Source organism: Litoreibacter sp. JB4-2, from assembly GCF_055693445.1.
Map to the genome: position 1 here is coordinate 218,631 of NZ_CM146334.1, position 23,083 is coordinate 241,713.

Annotated in this window: 22 protein-coding genes; 11 read left to right on the plus strand and 11 right to left on the minus strand. The window is 57.8% G+C overall.

What is annotated here, in order from left to right; translation table 11 throughout:
* Positions 1 to 49: 49 nt before the first annotated feature.
* Complete coding sequence (locus ACZ1G7_RS01145; RefSeq protein WP_472661624.1) at positions 50 to 445, plus strand: hypothetical protein; 396 nt, start codon at positions 50 to 52, stop codon at positions 443 to 445.
* A 51-nt stretch (positions 446 to 496) separates the two neighbouring features.
* On the opposite strand, the gene glnT is transcribed toward ACZ1G7_RS01145, so the two are convergent.
* The 4 genes from glnT to ACZ1G7_RS01165 all read right to left on the minus strand — a co-directional run bounded on the left by glnT (position 497) and on the right by ACZ1G7_RS01165 (position 4,861).
* On the minus strand, positions 497 to 1,831 hold the full coding sequence (glnT, locus tag ACZ1G7_RS01150; protein ID WP_472661625.1) for a type III glutamate--ammonia ligase: 1,335 nt from the start codon (positions 1,829 to 1,831) through the stop codon (positions 497 to 499).
* A 64-nt stretch (positions 1,832 to 1,895) separates the two neighbouring features.
* On the minus strand, positions 1,896 to 3,242 hold the full coding sequence (locus ACZ1G7_RS01155) for an FMN-binding glutamate synthase family protein (protein WP_472661627.1): 1,347 nt from the start codon (positions 3,240 to 3,242) through the stop codon (positions 1,896 to 1,898).
* Positions 3,243 to 3,253: 11 nt separating this feature from the next.
* Positions 3,254 to 3,931: a protein GlxC gene (locus tag ACZ1G7_RS01160; RefSeq protein ID WP_472661629.1), complete on the minus strand. Its 678-nt coding sequence runs from the start codon at positions 3,929 to 3,931 to the stop codon at positions 3,254 to 3,256.
* A complete protein-coding gene (locus ACZ1G7_RS01165; RefSeq protein WP_472661631.1) occupies positions 3,932 to 4,861 on the minus strand; it encodes a class II glutamine amidotransferase in 930 nt (309 codons plus the stop codon).
* 205 nt (positions 4,862 to 5,066) lie between these two features.
* Between ACZ1G7_RS01165 and ACZ1G7_RS01170 the strand changes: the two genes are divergently transcribed.
* From ACZ1G7_RS01170 to ACZ1G7_RS01195, 6 genes are all read left to right on the plus strand, one after another.
* On the plus strand, positions 5,067 to 6,470 hold the full coding sequence (locus ACZ1G7_RS01170) for an ammonium transporter (protein WP_472661632.1): 1,404 nt from the start codon (positions 5,067 to 5,069) through the stop codon (positions 6,468 to 6,470).
* Positions 6,471 to 6,491: 21 nt separating this feature from the next.
* On the plus strand, positions 6,492 to 6,665 hold the full coding sequence (locus ACZ1G7_RS01175) for a hypothetical protein (protein WP_472661633.1): 174 nt from the start codon (positions 6,492 to 6,494) through the stop codon (positions 6,663 to 6,665).
* A gap of 156 nt (positions 6,666 to 6,821) precedes the next feature.
* The gene (locus ACZ1G7_RS01180) at positions 6,822 to 7,973 is read left to right on the plus strand and encodes an aminomethyl transferase family protein (protein ID WP_472661634.1); all 1,152 of its coding nucleotides are present in this window, start codon (positions 6,822 to 6,824) and stop codon (positions 7,971 to 7,973) included.
* Positions 7,974 to 8,031: 58 nt separating this feature from the next.
* Positions 8,032 to 8,628, plus strand: a complete 597-nt coding sequence (locus tag ACZ1G7_RS01185) for a dimethylamine monooxygenase subunit DmmA family protein (protein ID WP_472661636.1) — start codon at positions 8,032 to 8,034, stop codon at positions 8,626 to 8,628.
* Complete coding sequence (locus ACZ1G7_RS01190) at positions 8,625 to 9,611, plus strand: PDR/VanB family oxidoreductase (RefSeq protein ID WP_472661638.1); 987 nt, start codon at positions 8,625 to 8,627, stop codon at positions 9,609 to 9,611. Before ACZ1G7_RS01185 ends, ACZ1G7_RS01190 begins: the two co-directional genes overlap by 4 nt.
* Positions 9,608 to 10,675, plus strand: coding sequence for a heme-dependent oxidative N-demethylase family protein (locus ACZ1G7_RS01195; RefSeq protein ID WP_472661640.1), 1,068 nt, complete (start codon positions 9,608 to 9,610; stop codon positions 10,673 to 10,675). The genes ACZ1G7_RS01190 and ACZ1G7_RS01195 overlap by 4 nt, the downstream gene beginning before the upstream one ends.
* Positions 10,676 to 10,788: 113 nt before the next feature.
* On the opposite strand, the gene ACZ1G7_RS01200 is transcribed toward ACZ1G7_RS01195, so the two are convergent.
* On the minus strand, positions 10,789 to 11,445 hold the full coding sequence (locus ACZ1G7_RS01200) for a helix-turn-helix domain-containing protein (RefSeq protein ID WP_472661642.1): 657 nt from the start codon (positions 11,443 to 11,445) through the stop codon (positions 10,789 to 10,791).
* 103 nt (positions 11,446 to 11,548) lie between these two features.
* On the opposite strand from ACZ1G7_RS01200, the gene ACZ1G7_RS01205 reads away from it, so the two are divergent.
* Positions 11,549 to 12,541, plus strand: a complete 993-nt coding sequence (locus tag ACZ1G7_RS01205; protein ID WP_472661644.1) for a GlxA family transcriptional regulator — start codon at positions 11,549 to 11,551, stop codon at positions 12,539 to 12,541.
* Here ACZ1G7_RS01205 and ACZ1G7_RS01210 read toward each other — a convergent pair.
* Genes ACZ1G7_RS01210 through ACZ1G7_RS01230 form a run of 5 tightly spaced genes read right to left on the minus strand, consistent with a single transcriptional unit; the run spans position 12,538 to position 17,572 of the window.
* A complete protein-coding gene (locus ACZ1G7_RS01210) occupies positions 12,538 to 12,909 on the minus strand; it encodes a sarcosine oxidase subunit gamma (RefSeq protein ID WP_472661646.1) in 372 nt (123 codons plus the stop codon). The two genes, ACZ1G7_RS01205 and ACZ1G7_RS01210, sit on opposite strands and share 4 nt — an antisense overlap.
* A gap of 35 nt (positions 12,910 to 12,944) precedes the next feature.
* Positions 12,945 to 13,103 (minus strand): hypothetical protein, encoded by a 159-nt coding sequence (locus tag ACZ1G7_RS01215; RefSeq protein WP_472661648.1) that lies wholly within the window; start codon positions 13,101 to 13,103, stop codon positions 12,945 to 12,947.
* Positions 13,096 to 16,041 (minus strand): sarcosine oxidase subunit alpha family protein, encoded by a 2,946-nt coding sequence (locus tag ACZ1G7_RS01220; RefSeq protein ID WP_472661649.1) that lies wholly within the window; start codon positions 16,039 to 16,041, stop codon positions 13,096 to 13,098. The genes ACZ1G7_RS01215 and ACZ1G7_RS01220 overlap by 8 nt, the downstream gene beginning before the upstream one ends.
* Positions 16,038 to 16,322, minus strand: a complete 285-nt coding sequence (locus tag ACZ1G7_RS01225) for a sarcosine oxidase subunit delta (protein ID WP_472661651.1) — start codon at positions 16,320 to 16,322, stop codon at positions 16,038 to 16,040. Before ACZ1G7_RS01225 ends, ACZ1G7_RS01220 begins: the two co-directional genes overlap by 4 nt.
* A complete protein-coding gene (locus tag ACZ1G7_RS01230; protein ID WP_472661653.1) occupies positions 16,322 to 17,572 on the minus strand; it encodes a sarcosine oxidase subunit beta family protein in 1,251 nt (416 codons plus the stop codon). The genes ACZ1G7_RS01225 and ACZ1G7_RS01230 overlap by 1 nt, the downstream gene beginning before the upstream one ends.
* 282 nt (positions 17,573 to 17,854) lie before the next feature.
* On the opposite strand from ACZ1G7_RS01230, the gene ACZ1G7_RS01235 reads away from it, so the two are divergent.
* The 3 genes from ACZ1G7_RS01235 to ACZ1G7_RS01245 all read left to right on the plus strand — a co-directional run bounded on the left by ACZ1G7_RS01235 (position 17,855) and on the right by ACZ1G7_RS01245 (position 21,904).
* The gene (locus tag ACZ1G7_RS01235; protein ID WP_472661654.1) at positions 17,855 to 18,799 is read left to right on the plus strand and encodes an ABC transporter substrate-binding protein; all 945 of its coding nucleotides are present in this window, start codon (positions 17,855 to 17,857) and stop codon (positions 18,797 to 18,799) included.
* Between the two features lie 100 nt (positions 18,800 to 18,899).
* On the plus strand, positions 18,900 to 19,916 hold the full coding sequence (locus ACZ1G7_RS01240; protein WP_472661656.1) for a quaternary amine ABC transporter ATP-binding protein: 1,017 nt from the start codon (positions 18,900 to 18,902) through the stop codon (positions 19,914 to 19,916).
* Positions 19,916 to 21,904, plus strand: a complete 1,989-nt coding sequence (locus ACZ1G7_RS01245; RefSeq protein WP_472661658.1) for an ABC transporter permease — start codon at positions 19,916 to 19,918, stop codon at positions 21,902 to 21,904. Before ACZ1G7_RS01240 ends, ACZ1G7_RS01245 begins: the two co-directional genes overlap by 1 nt.
* Positions 21,905 to 21,981: 77 nt before the next feature.
* Here the strand turns inward: ACZ1G7_RS01245 and ACZ1G7_RS01250 are convergent, their stop codons facing one another.
* Positions 21,982 to 23,019, minus strand: coding sequence for an extracellular solute-binding protein (locus tag ACZ1G7_RS01250; RefSeq protein WP_472661660.1), 1,038 nt, complete (start codon positions 23,017 to 23,019; stop codon positions 21,982 to 21,984).
* Positions 23,020 to 23,083 lie beyond the last annotated feature (64 nt).

The window sequence follows — 23,083 nt, forward strand, 5'->3', positions numbered from 1 at the left end:
AAAAAGCTGGCTTTGACGATGGCTGCACAGTAAAGGCGCGAGGATGCACATGAATTCAAAACCGCATTTCACCTATTGGATCGTGGCCGTGATCGGCCTGCTCTGGAACCTTGCCGGATGCTTGAATTTCATCTTTCAAGGATCACCTGAGATCGTCGCGCAAATGCCAGAAGTCTATCAGCTGGTTATCAATGGACGTCCTGCATGGGCAACGGCGGGGTTTGCTGTCTCTGTCTTCGGCGGGGCCGTTGGATGTATCTTGTTGCTACTGCGCCGCCGGGTTGCGGTTCAGCTGTTTTGGCTGTCATTGCTGGGCACGTTTGTGATCGCTTTTTTCACTTACCGGGTGCTGGGTGTCGATCCAGCGACCTTGATGTCGGTGCTTATGGCGGGGGCGTTGCTTTGGTATGCGACGATTGCCCGGCGCAAAGGCTGGCTGACATAGAAAAAGGCGGGGAAATGCCCCGCCTTTCGTTTTTTTGATGGTCCAATTCGCTCAGATATCGAGCGTGTTGTCTTTTTCCCATTGAGAGAAGTGCGATGTGAAGTCGTTCCATTCCTGCATCTTCATCTTGATGTAAGACTTTGAAAATTCTTCGCCCATAGCAGCCTTCAGGCCCTTATCCTTGTCATACTCGCGCAGAGCGTCGAGCATGTTCAGCGGCAGCTTAGGCGCGCCGCGCACTTTGTGGCCTTCGGCATACATGTCGATGTCGTGGCGTTTACCCGGATCGGCTTTGGACTGGATACCGGACAGGCCGGCGGCGATGATCACGGCTTGCAACAGATACGGGTTTGTCGCGCCGTCGGGCAGGCGCAGCTCAAAACGGCCGGGGCCGGGGACGCGCACCATATGCGTGCGGTTATTGCCGGTCCAAGTCACCGTGTTAGGGGCCCAGGTTGCGCCTGACATGGTGCGCGGCGCGTTGATACGTTTGTAGCTGTTGATTGTCGGGTTGGTGATCGCGGCCAGGGCGGAGGCGTGTTTCATGATCCCGCCCAGGAAGTGGCGGCCTTGTTCCGACAAGCCCAGCTCAGCCGTTTGGGAACTGTCATTCGGCTCCATCGCGAAGACGTTGGTTTTGGCGTCGGAGCCCGCCGCATCCCAAACCGAGATATGCGCGTGGCAGCCATTGCCGGTCAGGCCTTCAACCGGCTTGGGCATGAAGGTGGCGCGGTAGCCATGTTTTTCGGCGACGCATTTGGCCATGAATTTGAAGAAGGAATGCTTGTCGGCTGTCCGCAAGGCGTCGTCGAAATCCCAGTTCATTTCCCATTGGCCGTTGGCGTCTTCGTGGTCGTTTTGGTAGGGGTTCCAGCCAAGTTCCAGCATGTGGTCGGAAATTTCGCGGATCACATCAAGGCGGCGCATGAACGCCTGCTGGTCGTAGCAGGGCTTGGCGGCTGTGTCGTATTGATCCGAGATTTGATCGCCTTCGGGCGTCAGCAAGAAGAACTCTGCCTCGATGCCGGTTTTGACGTGCATGCCCTGTTCGGCGGCTTCTGCGATCAGCTTGCGCAACACATTGCGCGGGGCCTGCTCGACCGGTTCATCTTCCATCACGCAATCGGCGGGCACCCAGGCGATTTCTTTGTTCCACGGCAGGATAATCACGGCCTCCGGATCGGGCACGGCCAGCATGTCAGGGTGGGCAGGCGTCAGATCGAGCCATGTGGCAAAGCCCGCAAAGCCCGCACCGTCTTCCTGCATATCCGCGATTGCGCGTGCCGGGACCAGCTTGGCGCGTTGCCCGCCAAAGAGGTCGGTGAACGAGATCATGAAGTATTTGACGCCGTTCTCTTCGGCAAAATTGGCGAGGTCTGTGGTCATCGTGTCTTTCCCTGTTCGTCAAAGGTGAGGGCGCGTACCATGCTGGTCGCGCCCTTCGTTTAGGTCAATATGAGGTGCCGGGTTTTCCGGGGTACCAGTCGGTGCCGGCCAGCGGAATCTTGGCCATGGCGGCGGCTTCCAGTGTCAGCGCGCACAGGTCTTCTGGTTCAAGATTGTGCAGATGGTTCTTGCCGCAGGCACGCGCGATGGTTTGTGCCTCCAGCGTCATCACCTTGAGGTAGTTGTTGAGCCTGCGCCCGCCTTCAATCGGGTCGAGCCGCTTCATCAGCTCTGCATCCTGCGTGGTGATGCCCGCGGGGTCTTGCCCTTCGTGCCAGTCATCATAGGCGCCCGCCGTGGTGCCCAGCGCGTTATATTCGGCCTCCCATTTCGGGTCATTGTCGCCAAGCGCGATCAGTGCGGCGGTGCCAATCGCGACCGCATCGGCGCCCATTGCCATGGCCTTGGCCACATCCGCGCCGGTGCGGATGCCGCCTGAGACAACCAGCTGAACCTCACGGTGCATGTCGAGGTCTTGCAGCGCGCGCACGGCTTCACGAATACATGCCAGGATCGGCTGGCCCACGTTTTCGATAAACACGTCCTGCGTGGCCGCTGTGCCGCCTTGCATGCCGTCCAGCACGACGACATCTGCGCCCGCTTTGACCGCCAAAGTGGTGTCGAAATAGGGGCGCGCGCCGCCGACCTTGATGTAGATCGGCTTTTCCCAATTGGTGATTTCGCGCAGCTCCAGGATCTTGATTTCCAGATCGTCGGGGCCGGTCCAGTCGGGGTGACGGCACGCAGAACGTTGGTCGATGCCCTTGGGCAAATTGCGCATTTGCGCCACACGGTCTGAGATCTTCTGGCCCAACAGCATGCCGCCGCCGCCTGGTTTCGCACCTTGGCCGACAACGATTTCAATCGCGTCGCAGCGGCGCAGGTCGTCGGGGTTCATCCCGTAGCGCGAGGGCAGGTATTGATAGACCAGCTTGTTGGAGTGGCCACGTTCTTCTTCGGTCATGCCGCCGTCGCCGGTGGTGGTCGACGTGCCCGCCATGGTGGCACCGCGTCCCAGCGATTCCTTGGCGGGACCGGACAAAGCGCCAAAGCTCATTCCCGCGATGGTGATAGGGATGTCCAGCTCAATCGGGTTCTTGGCGAACCGTGTGCCGAGCGTGACGGAGGTTTCACATTTCTCGCGGTAGCCTTCGAGCGGGTAGCGCGAGATCGACGCGCCCAGAAAGAGCAGGTCATCGAAATGCGGAACCTTGCGCTTCGCGCCGCCGCCGCGAATATCATAAATGCCCGTGGCTGCTGCACGACGAATTTCGGCGTTGACCGGGTTGGAAAATGTCGCCGACTGGATCGGCGTGGTGCGCGGGGTCGCGCCGGAGTGATCGTCCTTCATGGCCGTCCCTTTTAGTAAGCGTTGTCGATGTTGAAATTGTAGAGCTGGCGGGCGGAGCCGTAGCGTTTGAATTCGCTCGCTTTCGCGTCGCAGCCGCCGCGTTCCAACAACTCTTCCAGGATCGCGATATGCTCGGGCCTCATCTCTTTCTCGATGCAATCGGCGCCGAGCGATTTAACCGATCCGCGCACGAAGAGGCGGGCCTCATAGAGGCTGTCACCCAGCGCGTCACCTGCATCACCGCAGACGACCAGGTTGCCGGACTGCGCCATGAAGGCGGACATATGGCCGATACTGCCGTGTACAATAATGTCGATGCCCTTCATCGAAATGCCGCAGCGCGATGATGCGTTACCCTTGATGATCAGCGTGCCACCATGGCCCGTGGCACCTGCATATTGCGATGCGTCGCCTTCGATCACGACCGTTCCCGACATCATGTTTTCGGCCACGCCCGGACCGGCAGAGCCATGCACATGCACGGTGGCCTGCTTGTTCATGCCGCCGCAATAATAGCCGGTGGAACCTTTGACATTCACCTCAATCGGCGCATCAAGGCCCACGGCGATTGCGTGGCTGCCTTTGGGGTTCACGATTTCCCATGTCGTCTGGTTGGTCGTTTCCGCCTGTGCGTGCAGGGTGGAGTTCAGCGCGCGCAGACCCTGCGCTTCCAAGTCGAATGTTTGCATTTATGCCGCTTTCTCTTGCGCGGTTGGGGCCGCGTTATGCGACCAGAAATAGACGGTGGCGGGCTCGGGCTCCCAGACGCGGGCTTCTTCGATACCGGGCAGGTTGACCAGCGCGCGATATTCAGAGCCGAACGCCACATATTGGTCGGTCTCCGCCATGACGGCAGGTTTGCAGGCAATCGGGTCGCGCACCACGCCGAAGCCGTCTTTGGTGCCCACCACGAAAGTGAAGAACCCATCCAGATCATCCAGCGACGATTGCAAAGCCTCGCCCAAGGTGGAACCGGTCTGCATTTTCCATGTCAGATATGCGGCGCCGACCTCCGTGTCGTTCTCGGTTTCGATATGAACGCCCAGCCGACGCAGCTTGCGGCGCAGGGAGTTGTGGTTGGACAGCGAGCCGTTATGGACAAGGCATTGGTCCGAGCCCGTGTTGAACGGGTGTGCGCCCATGGTTGTGACGGCCGACTCAGTGGCCATGCGGGTGTGCCCGATTCCGTGCGATCCGCTCATTTTTCTAACTTCGAAGCGTTCTGCCACATTTTTGGGAAGGCCGACTTCCTTATAGATCTCCAGCGTCTCGCCGAAGCTCATCACCCGGACGGTGGGGCGTATCTGGCCCAAAGCGATCCGCGCCGCAGCAACCTGATCGGCCTGAATGTCGAGCACCGCATGGGTGTCTTTCGTGCGCATCGCGATCTTGCCTTTAATCAGCTTTCCAAGCTCGGTGTCGAGCTTGTTGAAATCCACATCCGGCGTGTCCGACTGCACGGTCAGCTTTACGTTACCCTCTGATTTATCGCCATAAATCGCGATGCCGGCGCTGTCAGGCCCGCGATCCGTCATGGTGATAAGCATATCCGTCAACATGTCGCCCAGTTGGGGTTCGAGTGACGTGTCTTTCAGAAAAAGTCCGACGATCCCGCACATGCTTGGATCCCTCCCACAGGTGTTCAAAATTCCGACTCAAACGCTAGCAGCAATTAATTTAGCACTCAACCCACGGGAAACTATTTTTCACATCAGTTAAAAAAAGAGTGGCCAGATGCGGCGTCACGTGGTTCATTTTCGTCAGCGCCACGCGACTGCATACGATGGCGCGCATGACACAAAAGCCAAACACGGGGGTTTAGACGTGGAAGAACAACTTGCGGAGCTTGTCGCCAAAGTGGCCGAGCTAGAGGCGGCGGGGGCCGGTGCGACAGTCACCAACACCATGTTCGCCGAGACATTTTATTATCTGACGATCCCGCTGATGATTATCATTCATGCGGGCTTTTTGGCCTATGAGATGGGCGCTTCGCGGATGAAGAACGTTTTGTCTTCAGGTGTGAAAAACATCCTGGCCTTCGCTTTCATGATCCCGACATTCTACTTCTTCGGCTGGTGGGTCTATTGGGGGTTCCCAACGGGCATTCCCGGCGCACCGGGACCGGCAGGCATTTCGGGCATTGAATATGCCAATGCGATTGCTTGGGGCTGGGGCGACAGTGCCCAATATATGGGACCAAACATCGCCGACCAAGCATCTGGCGTCTTCTTCGGAGCCTTTGCATTGTTCGCCGCTACCACCGCGTCCATCATGTCTGGCGCCGTGATCGAGCGTATTCAGACTGTAGGATTTGTGATCCTTGCTGTTGTCCTCGGCTCTTTTGCTTGGGTAGTCGCTGCCGCTTGGGGCTGGCACGCGGACGGTTGGCTCGTAACCCAATGGGGTGTGCATGACTTCGGGGCCGCCGGCCTTGTTCATGCTGTTGCCGGCTTCTTCGCACTGGGTGTTCTGATCAACCTCGGGCCACGGATTGGCAAGTTCAACGCAGACGGTTCGGCCAATGATATTGCGGGTCACAACATGCCCATGACAGTCGTCGGCTTGATGCTGATTATCGTCGGCTTCTGGGGCTTCCTCATGGCCTGTGTGATCGTACCGGGCGAGGCATGGAGCTGGTTCGCGGACAAGCCGTCCACCATCTACGGCACACCTATCACATTGTCGGCCTTGGCCTTCAATATCCTGATGGCGGTTGCGGGTGGCATCATCGGCGCCTGGATCATCACCAAGGACCCGTTCTGGATGATGTCCGGTGCTTTGGCTGGGATCATCTCGACCGCGTCTGGTCTGGATATCTACTACCCTGCCTTGACCTTCATTATCGCGTTCTCCGCCGGTCTGATCCTCAAGTCTTGCGCAAATTGGCTTGAGAAGCGCGGCATTGATGATGCGGTTGGTGCGGTCACTGTCCACGGCACCATCGGTCTTTACGGTGTGGTTATGCTGGGCATCTTTGCGTCTGGTTTCCCGGCACTGCAAGGGGCCGCAGGTGAGGTTCCAACGATCAGCCTTGTGGGTCAGATTGTCGGTGCGGTGGTTTTCTTCCTGCTGGGCTTTGTGCCGGGCTACGTTGTGTCCCTTGTGCTGAAAGGCATGGGTATGCTGCGTGTGCCGGAAGGGGCAGAGCTTGCCGGTATGGACACCGTCAAAGTGCCAGCTCAGGGCTACCCTGAGGGCATTCCATCTTCACCAGCGCCAGCTGAATAATCATCAGAGAAGGAGAGAGCCATGGGTTTTCCATATGACGAAGCAAGCTGGTCGGTTGTTGACGGCGCCATGTTCATGGGGTGGGGTTCTGCCGCACCGGGCCTATATACTCTGATCGCAGCCGTGATCTGCGCCGCCGTCCTTGTGGTCGGCAATGCGTCAGAGAAGAAGAAAGCGAAACGCTTCGACAAGTAAGTCAAACCTTTTGCAGAGGGGCCGTCCATTTGGGCGGCCCTTTTCTTGTTTAAAAAATTGCCTGACAGGAAAAAAAGTTGCATAGCATTCTTGCTTTTTAGAATGTGCTGGGGCTGAATACGGGCAACAAAGACTCAAACAGACAGGGGAACGATCATGGCCATTCTTTGGAGACATTCCGCGCTTGCCGGACGGCACGCTGAAATTGGCGGGGAGCTGGAAGATTGGAACGGGATGGGAACCGCCTGGTTCTATGACAATACCCCAGAGCGCGCGAAGGCCGACTATGAGGCGATCCGCACCAAAGCTGGCCTGATGGATGTGTCTGGTCTGAAGAAAGTGCATGTTGTTGGCGAAGATGCGGCCTATGTGATCGACCGGGTGACCACCCGTAATGTTGAAAAAATCGGCGTGGGTCGGTCGACCTATGCGGCGATGCTGGATGAGCGCGGGCTGTTTGTGGATGACTGCGTGATCTACCACCTCGCGGTGAACTCCTGGATGGTGGTGCATGGCACCGGTACCGGGATGGAACAGCTGACTAAAGTGGCCGCTGCCAAGAACTGCTCTGTCATTATGGACGACGATCTGCATGACATGTCGCTGCAGGGGCCCGTCGCCGTAGGCTTTTTGGCCAAACATATCGATGGCATCCGCGATCTGGCCTATTTCGGGATTATGCACACGAAACTGTTCGGCAAGAACGTGATGATCAGCCGCACGGGCTATACCGGCGAGCGCGGCTACGAGATTTTTGTGGGCCGCAAGGATGCGGTGCATGTGTGGGACAACATCTTGTCGGATGGTGCGGAGATGGGCATTCGCCCGACGCAGTTCAGCACGCTCGATATGCTGCGGATTGAAAGCTATCTGCTGTTCTACCCGGGCGATAACTCCGAGACGTTCCCGTTTGAGGACGGAACCCCAGCGGGCGATAGCCTTTGGGAGTTGGGGCTCGATTTCGTCGTCTCCCCCGGCAAGGAAGGCTTCATCGGGGCGGAGAACCACTACGCCATGGAGGGAAAAGAGCGCTTCAAGATCTTCGGTGTTCAACTGTCCGACAGCATGGACCAGATGGAGATGTTCGCCCGGGTCCACGCAGATGGCAAAGATGTCGGCGTGATCACTTATGGCCTGTCGTCTGAGCTGAACAACTACTCCGTCGCGATTGCGCGGCTTGACCCGAGCGTGGCGAAGGCAGGCACCAAGCTGACCGTTGTCCAGCCTGACGGAACAGAGCTAGCCGCGACGGCGGAAGAGATGCCGTTCTACGACAAAGACAAAGCGATCCGCACAGCCAAAGGCTGATACGGGGCAGGGCGCGGACGTCGGTTCGCGCCCCAATAATTTCTGCCAGAGGACAAACATGTCGAAGTTTGAATTCCCGCCATCTATCAAAAGCAGGCCGGTCTATGGCACGCTGGAGGCCCGTCCGGGCAAGCATCATTTGATGATTGCCGATGCCGAAGGGGCCGAGGCGATCATGGCCATTGCGACGCCAGAGCTGATGGCAAACACCCATATCATCTACATCCCGCGCGGCACCGATTACGCTGACAAGCTGCGCGCGCTGAACCCAGCGCAGTTTTATGAGGGGCCAAGCTATGCTGCCTCTGTGACGCGTATTCAGCGTGTTTTGCAGGACGCGCATATGGGGCTGCAAATCTACCTAACGGGCACCGAAGGATTGATGGGGCAAGCCCAGAACGAGGCAATGCAGGCGGGCTATCCGTTTACAGCAATACAGACAGAACATCGCGGCAGCGTCGCGCGGCGAATGCAATGCGTGCATTGCAAGGGCATCACCGAGGATGTGGAGATTGACCCGTTTGTCTGTTCGCATTGTGGGTTGAACCTGTTTGTGCGCGATCACTATTCGCGCCGTCTTGCCGCCTATCAGGGCGTGTGCATTGACGCAGAGGACCCGGGAAATGTACCACCTTCGAAGGGGATTTACGAATGAGTGCCGCCCCACAGAAAGCCAAGCCCGGCGCTGAAAAAATCGAAGTGACCGTCAGCGCAGTTGTGCCGTTGAACGATCTGGTGACGCGGTTTGAATTTACTCGGACCGATGGTGCGCAGTTTCCGCCGTTTTCAGGCGGCGCGCATACGGTCGTGACAATGGATGACGATGGCCGCACCCGGCTGAACCCGTATTCATTGATGTCCGATCCGAATGATCTGAGCAGCTATGCCATTTCGGTGCGGCGCGATGATGAGGGGCGGGGCGGTTCGCTGTTTATGCACCGCAACGTCAAGGTAGGTGATACGATGACCATCACCTATCCGGTCAATCTGTTCTCGCTCGACCTGCGGGCCAAGAAGCATATCTTCTTTGCTGGCGGGATCGGGATCACGCCCTTCATGGCGATGATTGCACAGCTGGAGCAGAGTAATGGCAATTGGGAGCTGCACTATGCCTGCCGCACCGAAAACCTTGGAACCTATGTCGATCAGCTGACCTACAAGTACCCCAACAAGGTCCACATCTATTACGACGATCAGAAGCAGGCGATTGATCTGGAAGATTTGCTTGATGGGCAACCTTTGGGCACCAATGCCTATGTGTGTGGCCCGAAAGGCATGATCGACTGGGTGCATGCCACAGCCTCTGCCGCCGGATGGCCCGATGCGAATGTACATTCTGAGGAATTCCTCGCGCCAGCACCCGGTGAGCCGTTCGAGGTGCGCCTGTGCAAATCCGACAAAACCATCACAGTGGGCGAGCATGAAAGCCTGCTTGAGGCGATCGAGCGGGCAGGGGTCGAGGCCCCGTTCTTGTGCCGCGGTGGGTCCTGCGGGCAATGTGAAACCGACGTCGTTTCAAGCGACGGCGAATTTGTTCATCGCGACCATTGGCTCGATGAGGGCGAGCACGCCTCCGGCAAGAAAATCATGCCCTGTGTCAGCCGCTTTGTTGGCAAATCTTTGGAGCTAGACAGATGACCATTCAATTCAACGACGAGACCTTCCGCGACGACTACACGTTCCGCAATTCCGATTGGGCCATCAGCCGGTTCCCGTTCCCGTTCCATGAAGACAGCTATATGTATGCTGTCAATATGGAGCAGCATCGCGGCGGGCCTGATGGCTCCGTCTATGAAAAACGCTTCGATGTCGATGAGCATTACGTGGCCGAAATGCGCGACCGCGCGATGGTGCTGGCCGATGACCCGCTGCGCTGCCAGTCCCTGCCGCATATGACGCTGGCGGGCTGGGACCTGTTGGAGCTGATCATGGTCAGCAAATCTGAGGACTATCCCGACCTATTCGAGCTGCACCGTGACGGCAACAACTGGCATTGGGTCAACAAGCCTTTGGGCATTGATGATAGTTTCACTTTCATGGATGAAACCACGCTGCCTTATGGTCCGATGGAATATATCACGCGCCAGACGCAGGGGGATTTCTGCGTGCTGGACCAGCGTGAAGACAACTTGTGGATGGACGCGGGCATCGTGACGACGCAGGCCGACTGGTCGCTTGATTTCGACATCGGCATGAACTTTTTCGAATGGCACGCGCCGGTGCCGCTTGCTCATGAGAAGGGCATCTTTGTCCGTGCACTAAAGTTCCTTCTAAACATCCAGCAAGGTGCTCCTGCGCGGCGGCTGAACTGGACGATGACAGTGAACCCGCTTTTGGACACCAGCCCGGAGAACTACCACAAGTGGGGCGTGCAAAAGACCACACTGACCCCTGAAAATATTGGTGAAAAGCAGCACTTGCGGGTTGAGTTGCAAACCTTTTTCCGCCTGCCACGGTCCAATGCGTTGGTCTTCCCAATCCGGTGTTACCTATGCAGCTTCCAGGACCTTATGACCAAACCGAAATGGGGTCGTCGCCTGCATCGCGTGATCCGCGATCTGCCTGAGGAGCTGGCGACCTATAAGGGCTTCATCGACAATCGCCCGATGATGTTGGACTACTTGTCGCAATTCGATGACGGGTTGCCGACATCGCCCGGCGTTTTCCCGGATGAAGACACCGAGCCTGCATTGCAAAAGTAACTGCTTCGTTTTGTCTGAAATACTCCGGGGGTTTGGGGGCTGACCCCCATGAAAGCATGTTTGGGACTGGCCCCCAAACAAATAATCGTGGGCGCCGCAGGCGCGCATTTGGATCAGGTGTGCTGCGGGTAGCTGATGATCGACAAGTAGCGCGCCGGCAGTTTGACCAGTTTTTCGGGCCCATGCGGTGCGTCGGCGTCGAAAAACAACGTGTCGCCGGGCTTTAACAGATGGACGTCATCGCCATGTCGGTAATCAACCTCGCCTTCCAGCATGTAGATTGTTTCGATGCCGCCATGCTGGAATGTTTGAAAAATATCGGATTCTGCTGTGAGAGTGATCAGATAGGGCTCAACAATGACGCCCGATGCGTTCGATCCGATATGGCCCAAAAGGTTGTATTGATGGTTGGCGCGCGTGCCTTCGCGTTCCATCTCCACACCTTCGCCAGATTTGGTGTGGACCGCCTCTCGGCTTTCCTCAAAGCGACGAAAGAAACTGGTGAGCGGAACCGACAGAGCATTGGCCAGCGTTTGCAATGTGGTCAGCGAGGGCGAGGTGTTGCCGTTCTCGATCTTGGAGAGCATCCCAATCGACAGCCCGGTGATGCCAGCAAGCTCGGCCACAGTGATTTCTTGCTGGCGGCGGTAGGCGCGCACCTCGCGGCCGATGGCCACTTCAAGGTTTTTCTCACGATCGCCGTCGCGGGTGCTGTGGGGGTTCTGGGTCAGCTTATTGGCCATATCCGCGCTTATTTTTTCAATATTCATTCACTATCCTTTGGGGCCTGCCTCTGGCCTCGATCCGCCACATCCGCAGCATGCTGCGATCAATATAGGCGGGATTATTCCTGAAAGAACCCAAAAGTTGACTGTGAGTAAAAAAATTCAAATCGGCTTTCTTGTCTTCCCGGGCTTTCCGATGGCGTGCCTGACATCCGTGATCGAGCCGTTGCGCGCTGCCAATGAAATCTCTGAACAAGAGCGGTTTGGCTGGAAAATCCTGTCTGAAACCGGCGACAAGGTTCAAGCAAGTGCGGGCGTGGTGTTTGAGCCTGATTGCGCCTTGGTTGAATCTGAGCCTGTGGATTTCCTGTTCTTGCTAAGCGCCCCTACCAGCACATTTGCGCAGCCCAAGATCGGCAACGCGATATTGCGGCGGCTGGAGCGTGGCGGCACGGTGCTTGGCGCGATCAGTGGTGGCGTGTTCCCCTTGGCGCGTTCTGGCGTGATGTCAGGGCATAGATGCTCGGTTCATTGGTGCTATGAGGCCGCCTTTCGCGCGGAATTTCCTGATCTGGATGCCACTGATGAGGTGATCGTCACAGACCGCCGTCTTTACACAATTTCCGGCGCCGCCGCGGCGTTTGATCTGGCGTTGCATTTGATCGATGCGCAGCTCGACGCGGGCATTGCCCATGAGGTCGCGTGCTGGTTCCAGCATCCTAAGATGCGTGAATTGGGTGTGACGCAGCGGGTCCCTGTAAAGCTACAGGACGGGGCGGAGCTGCCAGCCCTTGTCAACCGGGCCATCCAGCTTTTCGCAGACCGCATCAGCGAGCCTGTCGCTGTCGGGGATGTCGCGCAGCAGCTGGGTGTCACCCCGCGCCAGGTCGAGCGCGCTTTCAAGAAAGCGACAGGGCAAAATCCGACGCAGTTTTACCGTGCGATGCGGATGAAGGCGGCGCGGCAACTTGTGCTTTATACCAAAGACAGCATCGCGGATATTGCGTTCGCCGTTGGCTACAGCTCCGTCACGCCGCTTAACGCGCATTACCGGTCCGCGTTTGGGGTCAGCCCGCAGGAAGACCGCGCGCGGATCAATGCGTTTCGGGTCGAGGCGGGCGTGCCCGTGCCGTCGGTTTAAAGCGCCGATTTCATCGCAGTAAGGATGGCATGATGGAGCGAGCCTGCTGAGGCGCGCGGTCCCAGGATGCGCACAAAGCTTTCAGGGTCGCCGCAGATCACGAAACAACCCAGATGGTGGATCGATGTGCGCTGCGCGTCGCCGGGGGCAAAGGCGCGCATGTTGATGTTGCTCAACAGCTCCATCACCGGCTCTATGCCTGCGCCCGCCAGATCGAACCCGGCCCAAGCGTCGGTTTGTTCTGTCACAGATGCGGTATCGCCTAGTTCGGTTTTCACCAGTGCCGCGATATCTTCATGGGTTTCGAAAGACGCGCCAAGCATCCATTGATCGGGCCCGGCCCAGACGGCGGTATAGGGCGTGCCCACGGCGGCCTTGTTTGGCCCGGGCGGTGTCGTGCCTATCAGTGTCTTAAGCGCGGCGGCGCAAGCTTTTCCTGACCCAATCGCGCCGTGACGGAGGCAAGGGCAAGGTCTGTGACTTCCGTGCAGGTGAGCCCTGCAACCGTGTCGATCTGCGGTGCGGCGCCGCCGAGGGCGGTGATGGGTGCTAAGCTATGCACGGACACGCTCCCCCTCTGGGTCAATGAAATGGGCGGAGGTGATTTCGACCTCAACCGTCAGATCGGTCAGCGGGGAGACGAGGCGCATGGTTTCGCCCATCCGGTCGGACCCGTTTTTCAAAAAGCCCAGCCCGATCATACTATTGAGGCTCGGGGAAAACGCCGCAGACGTGACATATCCCTGATCATGCGCGGCATCGACCGGGCCGTTTTCATTCATCAAATGCCCGCCTGCGGTAATTTTATGTGACGGATCAAGCGGCTTGATACCAACCTGCTTGAGCGCGTCTTCCTCATTCAGGCCGGGCCGTTCGGACAGTTTCGACCCGATACTGTCCTTGGCTTTTGACACCATCCGACCCATGCCTAGATTGTTAGGCGTGGTTGTCCCGTTCAGCTCATTGCCCGCTGCGTGGCCTTTTTCGATCCGCATCACGCCCAATGCCTCGGTGCCGTAGGGGGTGACGTTGAATTCCTCACCCTCGGCCATCAGGCGGCGCATCAGCGCGTCGCCGTAGCGCGCAGGCACCGCGATCTCAAAGGCCAATTCGCCGGAGAAGGAAATACGGAAGAGCCGCGCGCGCAGGCCGCCACAGACAGTGATGTTGCCGCAGGCCATGAACGGGAAGCCTTCGTTTGAAATGTCGAATTCCGGATCGACGATCTTTTGCAGCAGCTTGCGCGAGTTTGGCCCGGCAACGGCGTATTGCGCCCAAGCTTCCGTGGTGGAGATCAGCTGCACATCCATATCCGGGAACAGGCACTGGCGCACGAATTCCATGTGCTGGTAGACTTTTGCCGCGTTTGCCGTGGTTGTTGTGACGACGAAATGATCCTCGGCCAAGCGTCCGGCGGTGCCGTCATCCATGGCGATCCCATCTTCACGCAGCATCAACCCGTAGCGCGTTTTGCCGACCGCTAGCTTGGCGAAGCCGTTGCAATAGACCTTGTTCAGGAATGCGGCGGCATCGGTGCCTTGCACGTCGATCTTGCCGAGCGTGGTGCAGTCGCACACGCCGACCGAATTGCGGGTTGCTGTGACCTCCCGGTCGACGCTTTCGCGCCAATGGGTTTCACCCTCGATGGGGAACCATTGGGCGCGCAGCCAGTTGCCGACCTCGACAAAGACAGCGCCGCGTTCCTTTGCCCAGTAGTGCGACGGCGTCAGGCGCGTCGGGTGGAAGTCCATGCCACGGATGCGACCAGCGAAAGCGCCAATTGCGGTAGGTGTGTAGGGCGGGCGGAAGATCGTTGTTCCGACCTCGGGAATGGCTTTGCCGGCCAGCTCCCCCATGATCGCGAGCCCACCCATGTTGGAGGTTTTGCCCTGATCGGTTGCCATGCCGAGCGTGGTGTAGCGTTTCAGATGCTCGACGGAGCGGAAGCCTTCCTGATGGCTCAGCTTCACGTCCTTGACGGTGACGTCGTTTTGCTGGTCGAGCCATGCGCGGGAGCAGCCTTCGACATACCAGAACGGGGTTTGGGTGACGGGGGCATCCTCCGCCTTTGGTGTCTTCGCGGCTTTGCCTTTCAGGCCGAGCGCTTTCTTGGCGGCTGCGGCACCCGTGGTCAGTGCCGCGTGGGTCGACATATCTCCATTGGCGGCGCCCGCGACTGTCATGCCGGGGGGCAGGGTGCCGCCGGGCACGAAGGCGGCAAGCGTTTCATTCCATTCAGGGCGGCCACGCTGGTGGCAGGTCAGATGCACATTCGGATTCCAGCCGCCTGAAACGCCAAGCGCGCCGCATTCGAGAGTGCGGATCGTGCCATCGGCTTGTTTGACCTCCGCGAAGGTGAGGCCAAGTCGGCCTTTTGTGTCGACGACCTGCGCGCCGCGTAGCACCTCGTAATTCTTGGCCAAGTGCGCATCGGGGCGGGTGTCGACCACTGCGGCAATCTTGACGCCTTTTGCGCGCAGGTCTGCGGCGGTGCGATGCCCGTCATCGTTGTTGGTGAAAATTGCAATGCGCCCGGAAGGCGTTGCGGCCCAGCGGTTGGCGTAGCTGCGGATCGCTGAGGCCAGCATGATGCCGGGGCGGTCATTGTTCTCAAATGCAATCGGGCGTTCCGTAGCACCCGCGCAAAGCAGCGTTTTGGGGGCGTAGATGCGCCACAGGATTTGGCGCGGCTTGCCTTCATCTGGGCTGTGCAAATGGTCTGAGACGCGCTCTACAGCGCCGTAAATGCCGTGATCAAACGCGCCGATGACGGTGGTGCGGGGCATCATGCGGACGTTTTTCATGGTGCCCAGTTTGGCGACTGCTTGTGCAGCCCAATCGGCGCCTGATGCGTCGTCAATCATCAGTGTTTCGCTGTTCAAACGCCCGCCCATGCGGAAATCTTCGTCGGCGAGGATGACCTCTTTGCCCGCTCGCCCAGCGGTCAATGCGGCCATCAAGCCAGCAGGCCCGGCACCGATGATCAGCAGGTCGCAATGGCGGAACCCTTTGTCATAGGCGTCGGGATCGGGCTTCATCGACAGAGACCCGAGGCCAGCGGCTTTGCGGATGATAGGTTCGTATATCTTCTCCCAAAACGCGGCGGGCCACATGAAGGTTTTGTAGTAAAAGCCTGCCGTCAGAAAGTTTGAGAAACGGTCATTGATGGACATCGCGTCAAAGGCGAGGGACGGCCAACGGTTTTGCGATTTGGCCATCAGGCCATTGTACAGCTCCGCCGTTGTGGCCCGGGTGTTGGGTTCCTGTCGCGCGCCGCCTCGGAGTTCCACAATTGCATTTGGTTCTTCTGACCCTGCGGTCAGCGGTCCACGTGGGCGGTGGTATTTGAAAGACCGGCCCATAAGCCGGACGTTGTTGGCCAGTAAAGCGGAGGCCAGAGTGTCGCCTTGGAAACCCTGAAATTGCTTGCCGTCGAACGTGAATTTCAAAGGTGTACCGCGGTCGATTTGCCCGCCTTCTAACCGGTTCTTTTGGCTCATTTGGAACGCCCCTTTGCCCGGGCCACATCGCGGGCGAGTTCGACTTTGCTGATCTCATGGGTCAGCGTGTTGCGCGTTACGACCAGCCAGGAGCGGTCGCCGCCTTCATGAAACCACAGCTCGCGATGCGTGCCTGCCGGGTTGTCGCGTAGGTAGGCATAGTCGTGCCAGTCCTGCGGGGTGGCGGTTTCCGGGTCGGGACGGTCGATCATTGAGGCGTCGCCGAGATAGGTGAATTCAGCGCTGTCACGCGGTCCGAGAATGGGGTGGTTGATGATCATCAGTGCAAATTGGGCTGATTGCCCATCCCTTTTTCGTCAATCATATGGCCCGTCTCGAACCGGTTGAACCGGTAGGCCGTTGCGGTTGGGTGCGGGGTGTCGCGGGCCAAGAGATGCGCAAAGGCGTAGCCGGAGGCGGGTGTGGCCTTGAAACCGCCATAGCACCAGCCGCCGTTGAAATAGAGCCCGTCAATATGGGTGCGGTCGATGATGGGGGAGCCGTCCATCGACATGTCCATGATGCCGCCCCACATGCGCAGCAGCCGCGCGCGGCCGATCATGGGCATGATGGCCATGCCGCCCTCGCATACGTCTTCGACGACGGGCAGGTTGCCGCGTTGCGCGTAGGAGTTGTAGCCGTCGATATCGCCGCCGAAAACCAGCCCGCCCTTGTCGGATTGGGAGACGTAGAAATGCCCCGCGCCGAAGGTGATGACGCCGGGCAGGACGGGTTTGAGCCCTTCTGAGACGAAAGCTTGCAGCACGTGGCTTTCAATGGGCAAGCGCATGCCCGCTTTCGACATGAGGCGACCGGAGGAACCGGCCACAGCGCAGCCGACGCGGTTCGCGCCGATGAAGCCTTTGGTCGTCTCAATGCCCGAGCATTTGCCGTTTTCGATCTTGAAGCCCGTGACCTCGCAATTCTGGATGATGTCGACGCCATATGAGTCTGCTGATCGTGCATACCCCCAAGCAACGGCGTCATGGCGTACTGTACCGCCGCGCCTTTGAGCGAGGCCGCCTTTGATCGGGAAACGGGCGTCGTCGAAATTGAGGAACGGGTATTCACGTTTTATCGCGGCAAGGTCGAGATATTCCGCGTCCGCACCGTTCAGCATCATGGCATTGCCGCGCCGGATAAACGCGTCGCGCTGCGCGTCGGAATGGATCAGGTTCATGATCCCGCGTTGCGACACCATGGCGTTGTAGTTCAGGTCCTGCTCCAGACCTTCCCAAAGCTTGAGGGAGAATTCGTAGAAGGGTTCATTGCCGTCCAGCAGGTAGTTTGAGCGGATGATCGTTGTGTTGCGACCGACGTTGCCGCCACCAATCCAACCTTTTTCGATCACCGCGATGCTTTTCTGATCGAAGACTTTCGCCAGGTAGTGCGCCGTCGCCAACCCATGCCCGCCACCACCGATGATGATGATATCGTAGTGCGGTTTGGGTTCGGGATCACGCCAGGCGGGCGTCCAACCTTTGTGACCTGTAAGTGCCTCTTTTATGACCTTTAGTCCGGAATAGCGCATTGATCAGACTCCCTTCCCCTCAGCCTGTCAGAAAACAAACGGAATTGCTTGTTTTAACACGACGTGGCGACCTTCAAATCGGACTCCTCGCTCGATTATTTATCAGAGTATCCAAAATTTAAACATGTCCTGATAAGAAAAAAACTTGATTGTTAGGAAAATGTGATGAGACTAGCGTCAGCACTGGGGATCTGATCGGCATTCTGCTTGCTGTCATGAGTCCTCGCGCGACTACGAGTCAAAAAAGCGGCGCCAACAGCCGCGTCAAACTGGGAGAACTCGATGAGAAAATTTACAACAGCATTATGCGCCGGTGTCCTGGCGAGTATGCCGCTTCACGCGGTTGCGGCTGATAGCAGCGACCCGATTGTCATTCCGATCCATAACTGGTCCTCGCAAATCGTTATGAGCCACGTGGTTGGCCAGATTTTTGAGCAGATGGGCAATAATGTCGAATTCGTCACGACAGACAGTCAAGCGGTCTACGAGTCGGTGCGTCTGGGCGACGTTGCCCTTGAATTGGAAGTCTGGGAAGGCGCATTCGGTGCCTCGTTCCGCGCAGCGTTGGAAAAGGGCGGTCTGCATGACGCAGGCGACCACGACGCTGTAACACGCGAAGACTGGTGGTACCCGATGTGGACGAAAGATGCCTGCCCGGGCCTGCCATCTTGGGAAGCGCTGAACGATTGTGCGGAAATCTTCGCGACAGCTGAGACAGGCGACAAAGGTCGCTACCTGGACGGCCCAGTTGACTGGTTGAAGCATGGCCAGGAACGTGTCGCCGCTTTGGGTATGGACTTCGTTGTGGTGAATGCGGGCTCGGCCGCCGCACTTTGGGCTGAAATTGGCGCGGCTGAAGCTGACAAGAAGCCGGTGGTTGTGTTCAACTGGACGCCAAACTTTGCCGAAGCCGTGTGGCCCGGTGAGTTTGTCGAATTCCCTGAATGGGTTGACGGCTGCGACAAGGACCCATCCGTGGGTCCGAACCCCGATGCGCTTTATGACTGCGGCAACCCGGCCAAAGGTTACCTGAAGAAAGCAGCATGGGATGGGATGAAGGACAAATGGCCAGCGGCCTACGAGGTGCTGACCAAAATCTCCTTCACCAACCCACAGATCGCTGAGATGGCCAAACTGGTCGATGTGGACGAACTGGAGCCAGAAGAGGCAGCAGAAGTCTGGCTGGAGGCCAACCCAAGCGTTTGGCAGGGCTGGATCAGCTCGTAACCGAACCTTCCTAAAGCAACATCTGGCGCTCGCCCGGGACATTTCCTGGGCGGGCGTTTATTAGATACTGGGAGCGAACCCGGTCAATGGAGAGCCACGCATGTCCGCAGAGACCGTCATTTCCTGCAAAAACGTCTGGAAAGTATTCGGCAATGATCCAGAAAAATATCTGGCCAACATGCCCGAGGGTCACAGCTTCGATGACATCCGCGCGGACGGGTATATTGCCGGGGTCAAAGACGTCTCCATAGAGGTGACGCGCGGCGAGATGCTGGTTATTATGGGGCTGTCGGGTTCGGGCAAGTCGACCTTGGTGCGCTGCTTCTCGCGACTCCATGAGATTACAGGCGGTACGATCGAAGTTGAAGGGCAAGACATCATGTCCCTGTCCGAGAAAGAGCTGATCGAGCTGCGCCGCAACAAGATGGGCATGGTCTTTCAAAGCTTCGGCCTGCTGCCGCATCGCACCGTTTTGGACAATGTTGCGTTCCCCTTAGAGATGCGCGGCCAAGACAAGCATCAGCGCCGGGCGCGCGCGCTTGAAGTCGTCAAACTTGTCGGGCTTGAAGGGCGCGAGGACTACTTCCCGCGCGAATTGTCTGGCGGCCAGCAGCAGCGGGTGGGTATCGCGCGATCCTTGGCGATTGAGCCCGATATCTGGTTTCTGGATGAACCGTTTTCGGCGCTCGACCCATTGATCCGCCGCGAGATGCAGGACGAGTTTTTGCGTTTGCAGGACATGTTGGGCAAAACGATTGTTTTTATCACCCATGATTTTGACGAAGCCCTGCGCCTTGCGGATCGCATCGCGATCATGAAGGACGGCGCGGTTGAGCAATGCGACACGCCAGACCAGATTGTACTAAACCCGGCCACTGAATATGTCCGCAAGTTCACCGAAGATATCGACAAGGCGCGCGTGGTCCATGCGGGCGTTTTGGCAAAGGCAGATCAACAGGGCACCGGCGAACCCGTCTCGGCAACCTCATCGGTGCAAGAGCTTGCTCGCCTGCTGGTGCGCGACCCGCGCGATGTGATCCCGGTTGAGGCAGATGGCAAGCTTGTGGGTGGTTTGGACCGGTCGGAGGCGCTTGAAATCCTGTTGGAGACCGGCTGATGGCCGAAATAACCGGCGACATAGCGCAGCTTTCGAGGCCTAAGGTAGGGCTGTCACGTAGGCGCCTTGCGTTGATCTTTGTAGCCGTTGCCGTCGTGTTGACTGCGATCAGATATGCCGGGCTTTTGCCTGATGTTTTGCACCGCTTGCCTGCGGAATGGGTTCCACCCTTTGCCGTTTGGCTCGACGCTATTTTTACCTTTGTTAAGGATGATCTGGGCGTGCTTGCGCTGACACGCACGCTTACCGAGGGGCTGCAATGGACCCTTGATGTGACGGCGAACTTGCTTTTCGGCAAGCGTCGTTGGCCCAATTTAGGCCCGATCCCTTGGACCGCCATTGCCGCTGTGGCAGGCGTGACAGGCTACTATCTGGGCGGGTGGCGCATGGCGTTGCTGGCGGCAGGCACGTTCACCTGGACGGCGTTGATCGGCCAATGGAAAATCGCGATGGAAACGATGTCAGTGCTGGTCGTGGCCGCACCTTTGGCATTCATCATCGGGCTAAGCTTGGGCATTCTGGCCTGGAAAAAGCCATGGGTCGACGCGGCGTTGAAACCGATCTTGTCGGTCCTGCAAACGTTGCCGTTCTTTACTTACCTTTTGCCCGCAGTGATCTTTTTCAAAGTGGGCCCAACAGCGGGCGCGGTTGCGACAACCGTTTACGCAATCCCACCGATGATCTTGATGACAACACTGGGGCTACAAAAAGTCTCACCTGAAGTTGTTGAGGCGGGCAATATGAGCGGCTGCACTAAATGGCAGCTGTTGCGCCACGTATACATCCCTTCGGCGCGGACCGAGATTTTGGTCGGTGTGAACCAAGTGATAATGTTGTGCCTGGCGATGGTGGTTTTGACCGCTTTTATCGGTATGCCGGGCCTCGGCGCAAAGCTGCTGGCGATGATGGGTAGCTTCAAGTTGGGGCGCTCTTTTGAGATCGGGGTGACAATTGTTCTGCTGGCGGTCACGCTGGACCGCATGTCAAAGGCTTGGGTTGTTAAGCAGCCTGAACATTTTGAGAAGGGCACGCCTTGGTGGAAGAAACACCTGATGCTGGTGATTGGCACGGGTTTGTTTGTGTTCTTCGTGATCTTGTCGCAATTCGTTCCCGAGGCGCAGGAGCTGGGACGTAAACAAAACTTCAGCCAGGGCAAAGAGATCGACACGCTGATCAAAAGCTTCCTCAATATCGACGCTGTGAAGGCGACGACCGGGTTTTTGCGCGCCTTTTTGAACGTGCAAATTCTGATCCCGTTCCGCAATTTCCTTCTGTCCATTCCGACGCCTGCCTTCATCCTGCTGATCACGGCGTTCGCACTTTGGTTGGGTGGTCGTAGGCAGGCGATTTTGGCTGCGGTGTTTTTCTCTCTGGTGGCATTGTCAGGGTGGTGGGATCGCTCGGTGATCACGCTTTACTCAGTCATTTCGGCGGTGACACTCGCGGCGCTGATTGGTCTGCCAATCGCGATCTCGGCGGCACGCAGCGAACGTTGGTCGAAGCGGGTTCTGCTGGTCTGCGACACCGCCCAAACCTTCCCGAGCTTTGTCTATTTGATCCCGGCAATCATGCTGTTCGGCATCACTGATATCGCTGTGATCTTCTCGATCCTGATTTTCGCCATGGTGCCGCTGGTACGCTACACGGTTGAGGGCTTGCGCACGGTGCCGCCAGAAATCACCGAGGCCGCCGATATGTCGGGTGCCACGCGCATGCAAAAGCTGTTCAGTGTCGAGCTGCCTTTGGCGATGCCGGTTATGGCCGTGGGGTTCAACCAAGCCATCATGTTTGCGTTTTTCATGGTTATTATAGCGGCTTTCATTGGCACCCAGGATCTGGGTCAAGAGCTGCAACGCACGCTGGCGGGTACCGATCTGGGCAAGAATTTTGTTCTGGGGATTTGCGTGTCGCTGATGGCGCTGACCTTTGACATGGTGCTGCTGAAATGGGCCAATGATCGTAAGAAGGCGCTGGGTTTGGACGGCTAAACTTTCTGCTTTGAGCAACGAAAAAGGCCCGCTTGAAACCAAGCGGGCCTTCGTGTTTTTTCGTGAGTGGTCGCGGCTTATTTCCAACCAACTTCGTTGAAGATTTTTTGAGCCTCTGGGACGTTTTTCGCAACAGCTGACAGGTCAACGTCATCGGCTGTGAACGCGCCAAGCTTTGCGACGCTCTCGCTGAGTGTGACCGATGGCACGGCCGGGAATTCGTCATTGCCAGCGGAGAAATACTGCTGCGCCTGATCGGAGGCCAGGTATTCCAGGAAGGCAATCGCGTTGTCGCGGTTGGGCGCATGTGCGGCGACACCGCCACCCGACAGGTTCATATGCGCGCCTTCGGCGTCTTGCGCCGGGAACACCCAGCCAATCTTGTCGATGTCAGATGTCAGGCCCTTGACGTCTTTGCGCAAGCCGCGCGCGAAGTAATAGCTGTTGGCGACCGCGATTTTGCATTCGCCTGACACGATGCCGCGCAGCTGGTCGGTATCACCGCCCTCTGGGTCGCGCGCAAAGTTGTCGACAAAGCCTGCGGCCCAAGTCTTGCCTGCCTCAGCGCCGTGATTTTCAATGATCGATGCCAGCAGGGTCTGGCTGTAGACGTTGGAGGAAGACCGGTGGCACAGCATGCCTTTATAGGCCGGGTCAGCAAGCGACACATAATCCGCGGGCGGATTGTCTACACTGGCTTTGTCATAAAAAATGATCCGTGCACGTTGCGAGAAGCCAAACCACTGGTTGTCGCTGTCTTGCAAGTTGCCGGGGATTTTTTCTTCCAAAACGGCGCTGTCGATGGATTGCAGCACGCCTTCGTTCTTCGCACGTTCCAACCGCGATGTGTCGACCGTGAGCAAGATGTCGGCAGGCGAATTCGTGCCTTCCGCTTTCATGCGGGCGATCAGCTCATCGGCTTTGCCCTCGATGCGGTTGATTTTGATGCCAGTGGCGTCAGTGAAATCCGAATAGAGGCGTTCGTCCGTGTCGTAGTGGCGGGAGGAGTAGAGGTTCAGCTCCTTCGAATGCCCGTCTGCGAATGCGGCGAAAGCGCCGCCTAACACTGTTACGGCAGCCAAGGCGAGCGTGGAGCTTTGTGTGCGAAGGGACATGGGTGTCTCCGTATGAGTAATTCCGATAGTTTTACTCAATTACTTAATCTGACTCAAAAGGCAA

Bases quoted from the DNA above. Each gene is read 5' to 3' on its own strand.
- ACZ1G7_RS01145 (WP_472661624.1), top strand. From the start codon at position 50: ATGAATTCAAAACCGCATTTCACCTATTGGATCGTGGCCGTGATCGGC.
- glnT (WP_472661625.1), bottom strand. From the start codon at position 1,831: ATGACCACAGACCTCGCCAATTTTGCCGAAGAGAACGGCGTCAAATAC.
- ACZ1G7_RS01155 (WP_472661627.1), bottom strand. From the start codon at position 3,242: ATGAAGGACGATCACTCCGGCGCGACCCCGCGCACCACGCCGATCCAG.
- ACZ1G7_RS01160 (WP_472661629.1), bottom strand. From the start codon at position 3,931: ATGCAAACATTCGACTTGGAAGCGCAGGGTCTGCGCGCGCTGAACTCC.
- ACZ1G7_RS01165 (WP_472661631.1), bottom strand. From the start codon at position 4,861: ATGTGCGGGATCGTCGGACTTTTTCTGAAAGACACGTCACTCGAACCC.
- ACZ1G7_RS01175 (WP_472661633.1), top strand. From the start codon at position 6,492: ATGGGTTTTCCATATGACGAAGCAAGCTGGTCGGTTGTTGACGGCGCC.
- ACZ1G7_RS01180 (WP_472661634.1), top strand. From the start codon at position 6,822: ATGGCCATTCTTTGGAGACATTCCGCGCTTGCCGGACGGCACGCTGAA.
- ACZ1G7_RS01185 (WP_472661636.1), top strand. From the start codon at position 8,032: ATGTCGAAGTTTGAATTCCCGCCATCTATCAAAAGCAGGCCGGTCTAT.
- ACZ1G7_RS01190 (WP_472661638.1), top strand. From the start codon at position 8,625: ATGAGTGCCGCCCCACAGAAAGCCAAGCCCGGCGCTGAAAAAATCGAA.
- ACZ1G7_RS01195 (WP_472661640.1), top strand. From the start codon at position 9,608: ATGACCATTCAATTCAACGACGAGACCTTCCGCGACGACTACACGTTC.
- ACZ1G7_RS01200 (WP_472661642.1), bottom strand. From the start codon at position 11,445: ATGAATATTGAAAAAATAAGCGCGGATATGGCCAATAAGCTGACCCAG.
- ACZ1G7_RS01220 (WP_472661649.1), bottom strand. From the start codon at position 16,041: ATGAGCCAAAAGAACCGGTTAGAAGGCGGGCAAATCGACCGCGGTACA.
- ACZ1G7_RS01225 (WP_472661651.1), bottom strand. From the start codon at position 16,322: ATGATCATCAACCACCCCATTCTCGGACCGCGTGACAGCGCTGAATTC.
- ACZ1G7_RS01230 (WP_472661653.1), bottom strand. From the start codon at position 17,572: ATGCGCTATTCCGGACTAAAGGTCATAAAAGAGGCACTTACAGGTCAC.
- ACZ1G7_RS01235 (WP_472661654.1), top strand. From the start codon at position 17,855: ATGAGAAAATTTACAACAGCATTATGCGCCGGTGTCCTGGCGAGTATG.
- ACZ1G7_RS01240 (WP_472661656.1), top strand. From the start codon at position 18,900: ATGTCCGCAGAGACCGTCATTTCCTGCAAAAACGTCTGGAAAGTATTC.
- ACZ1G7_RS01245 (WP_472661658.1), top strand. From the start codon at position 19,916: ATGGCCGAAATAACCGGCGACATAGCGCAGCTTTCGAGGCCTAAGGTA.
- ACZ1G7_RS01250 (WP_472661660.1), bottom strand. From the start codon at position 23,019: ATGTCCCTTCGCACACAAAGCTCCACGCTCGCCTTGGCTGCCGTAACA.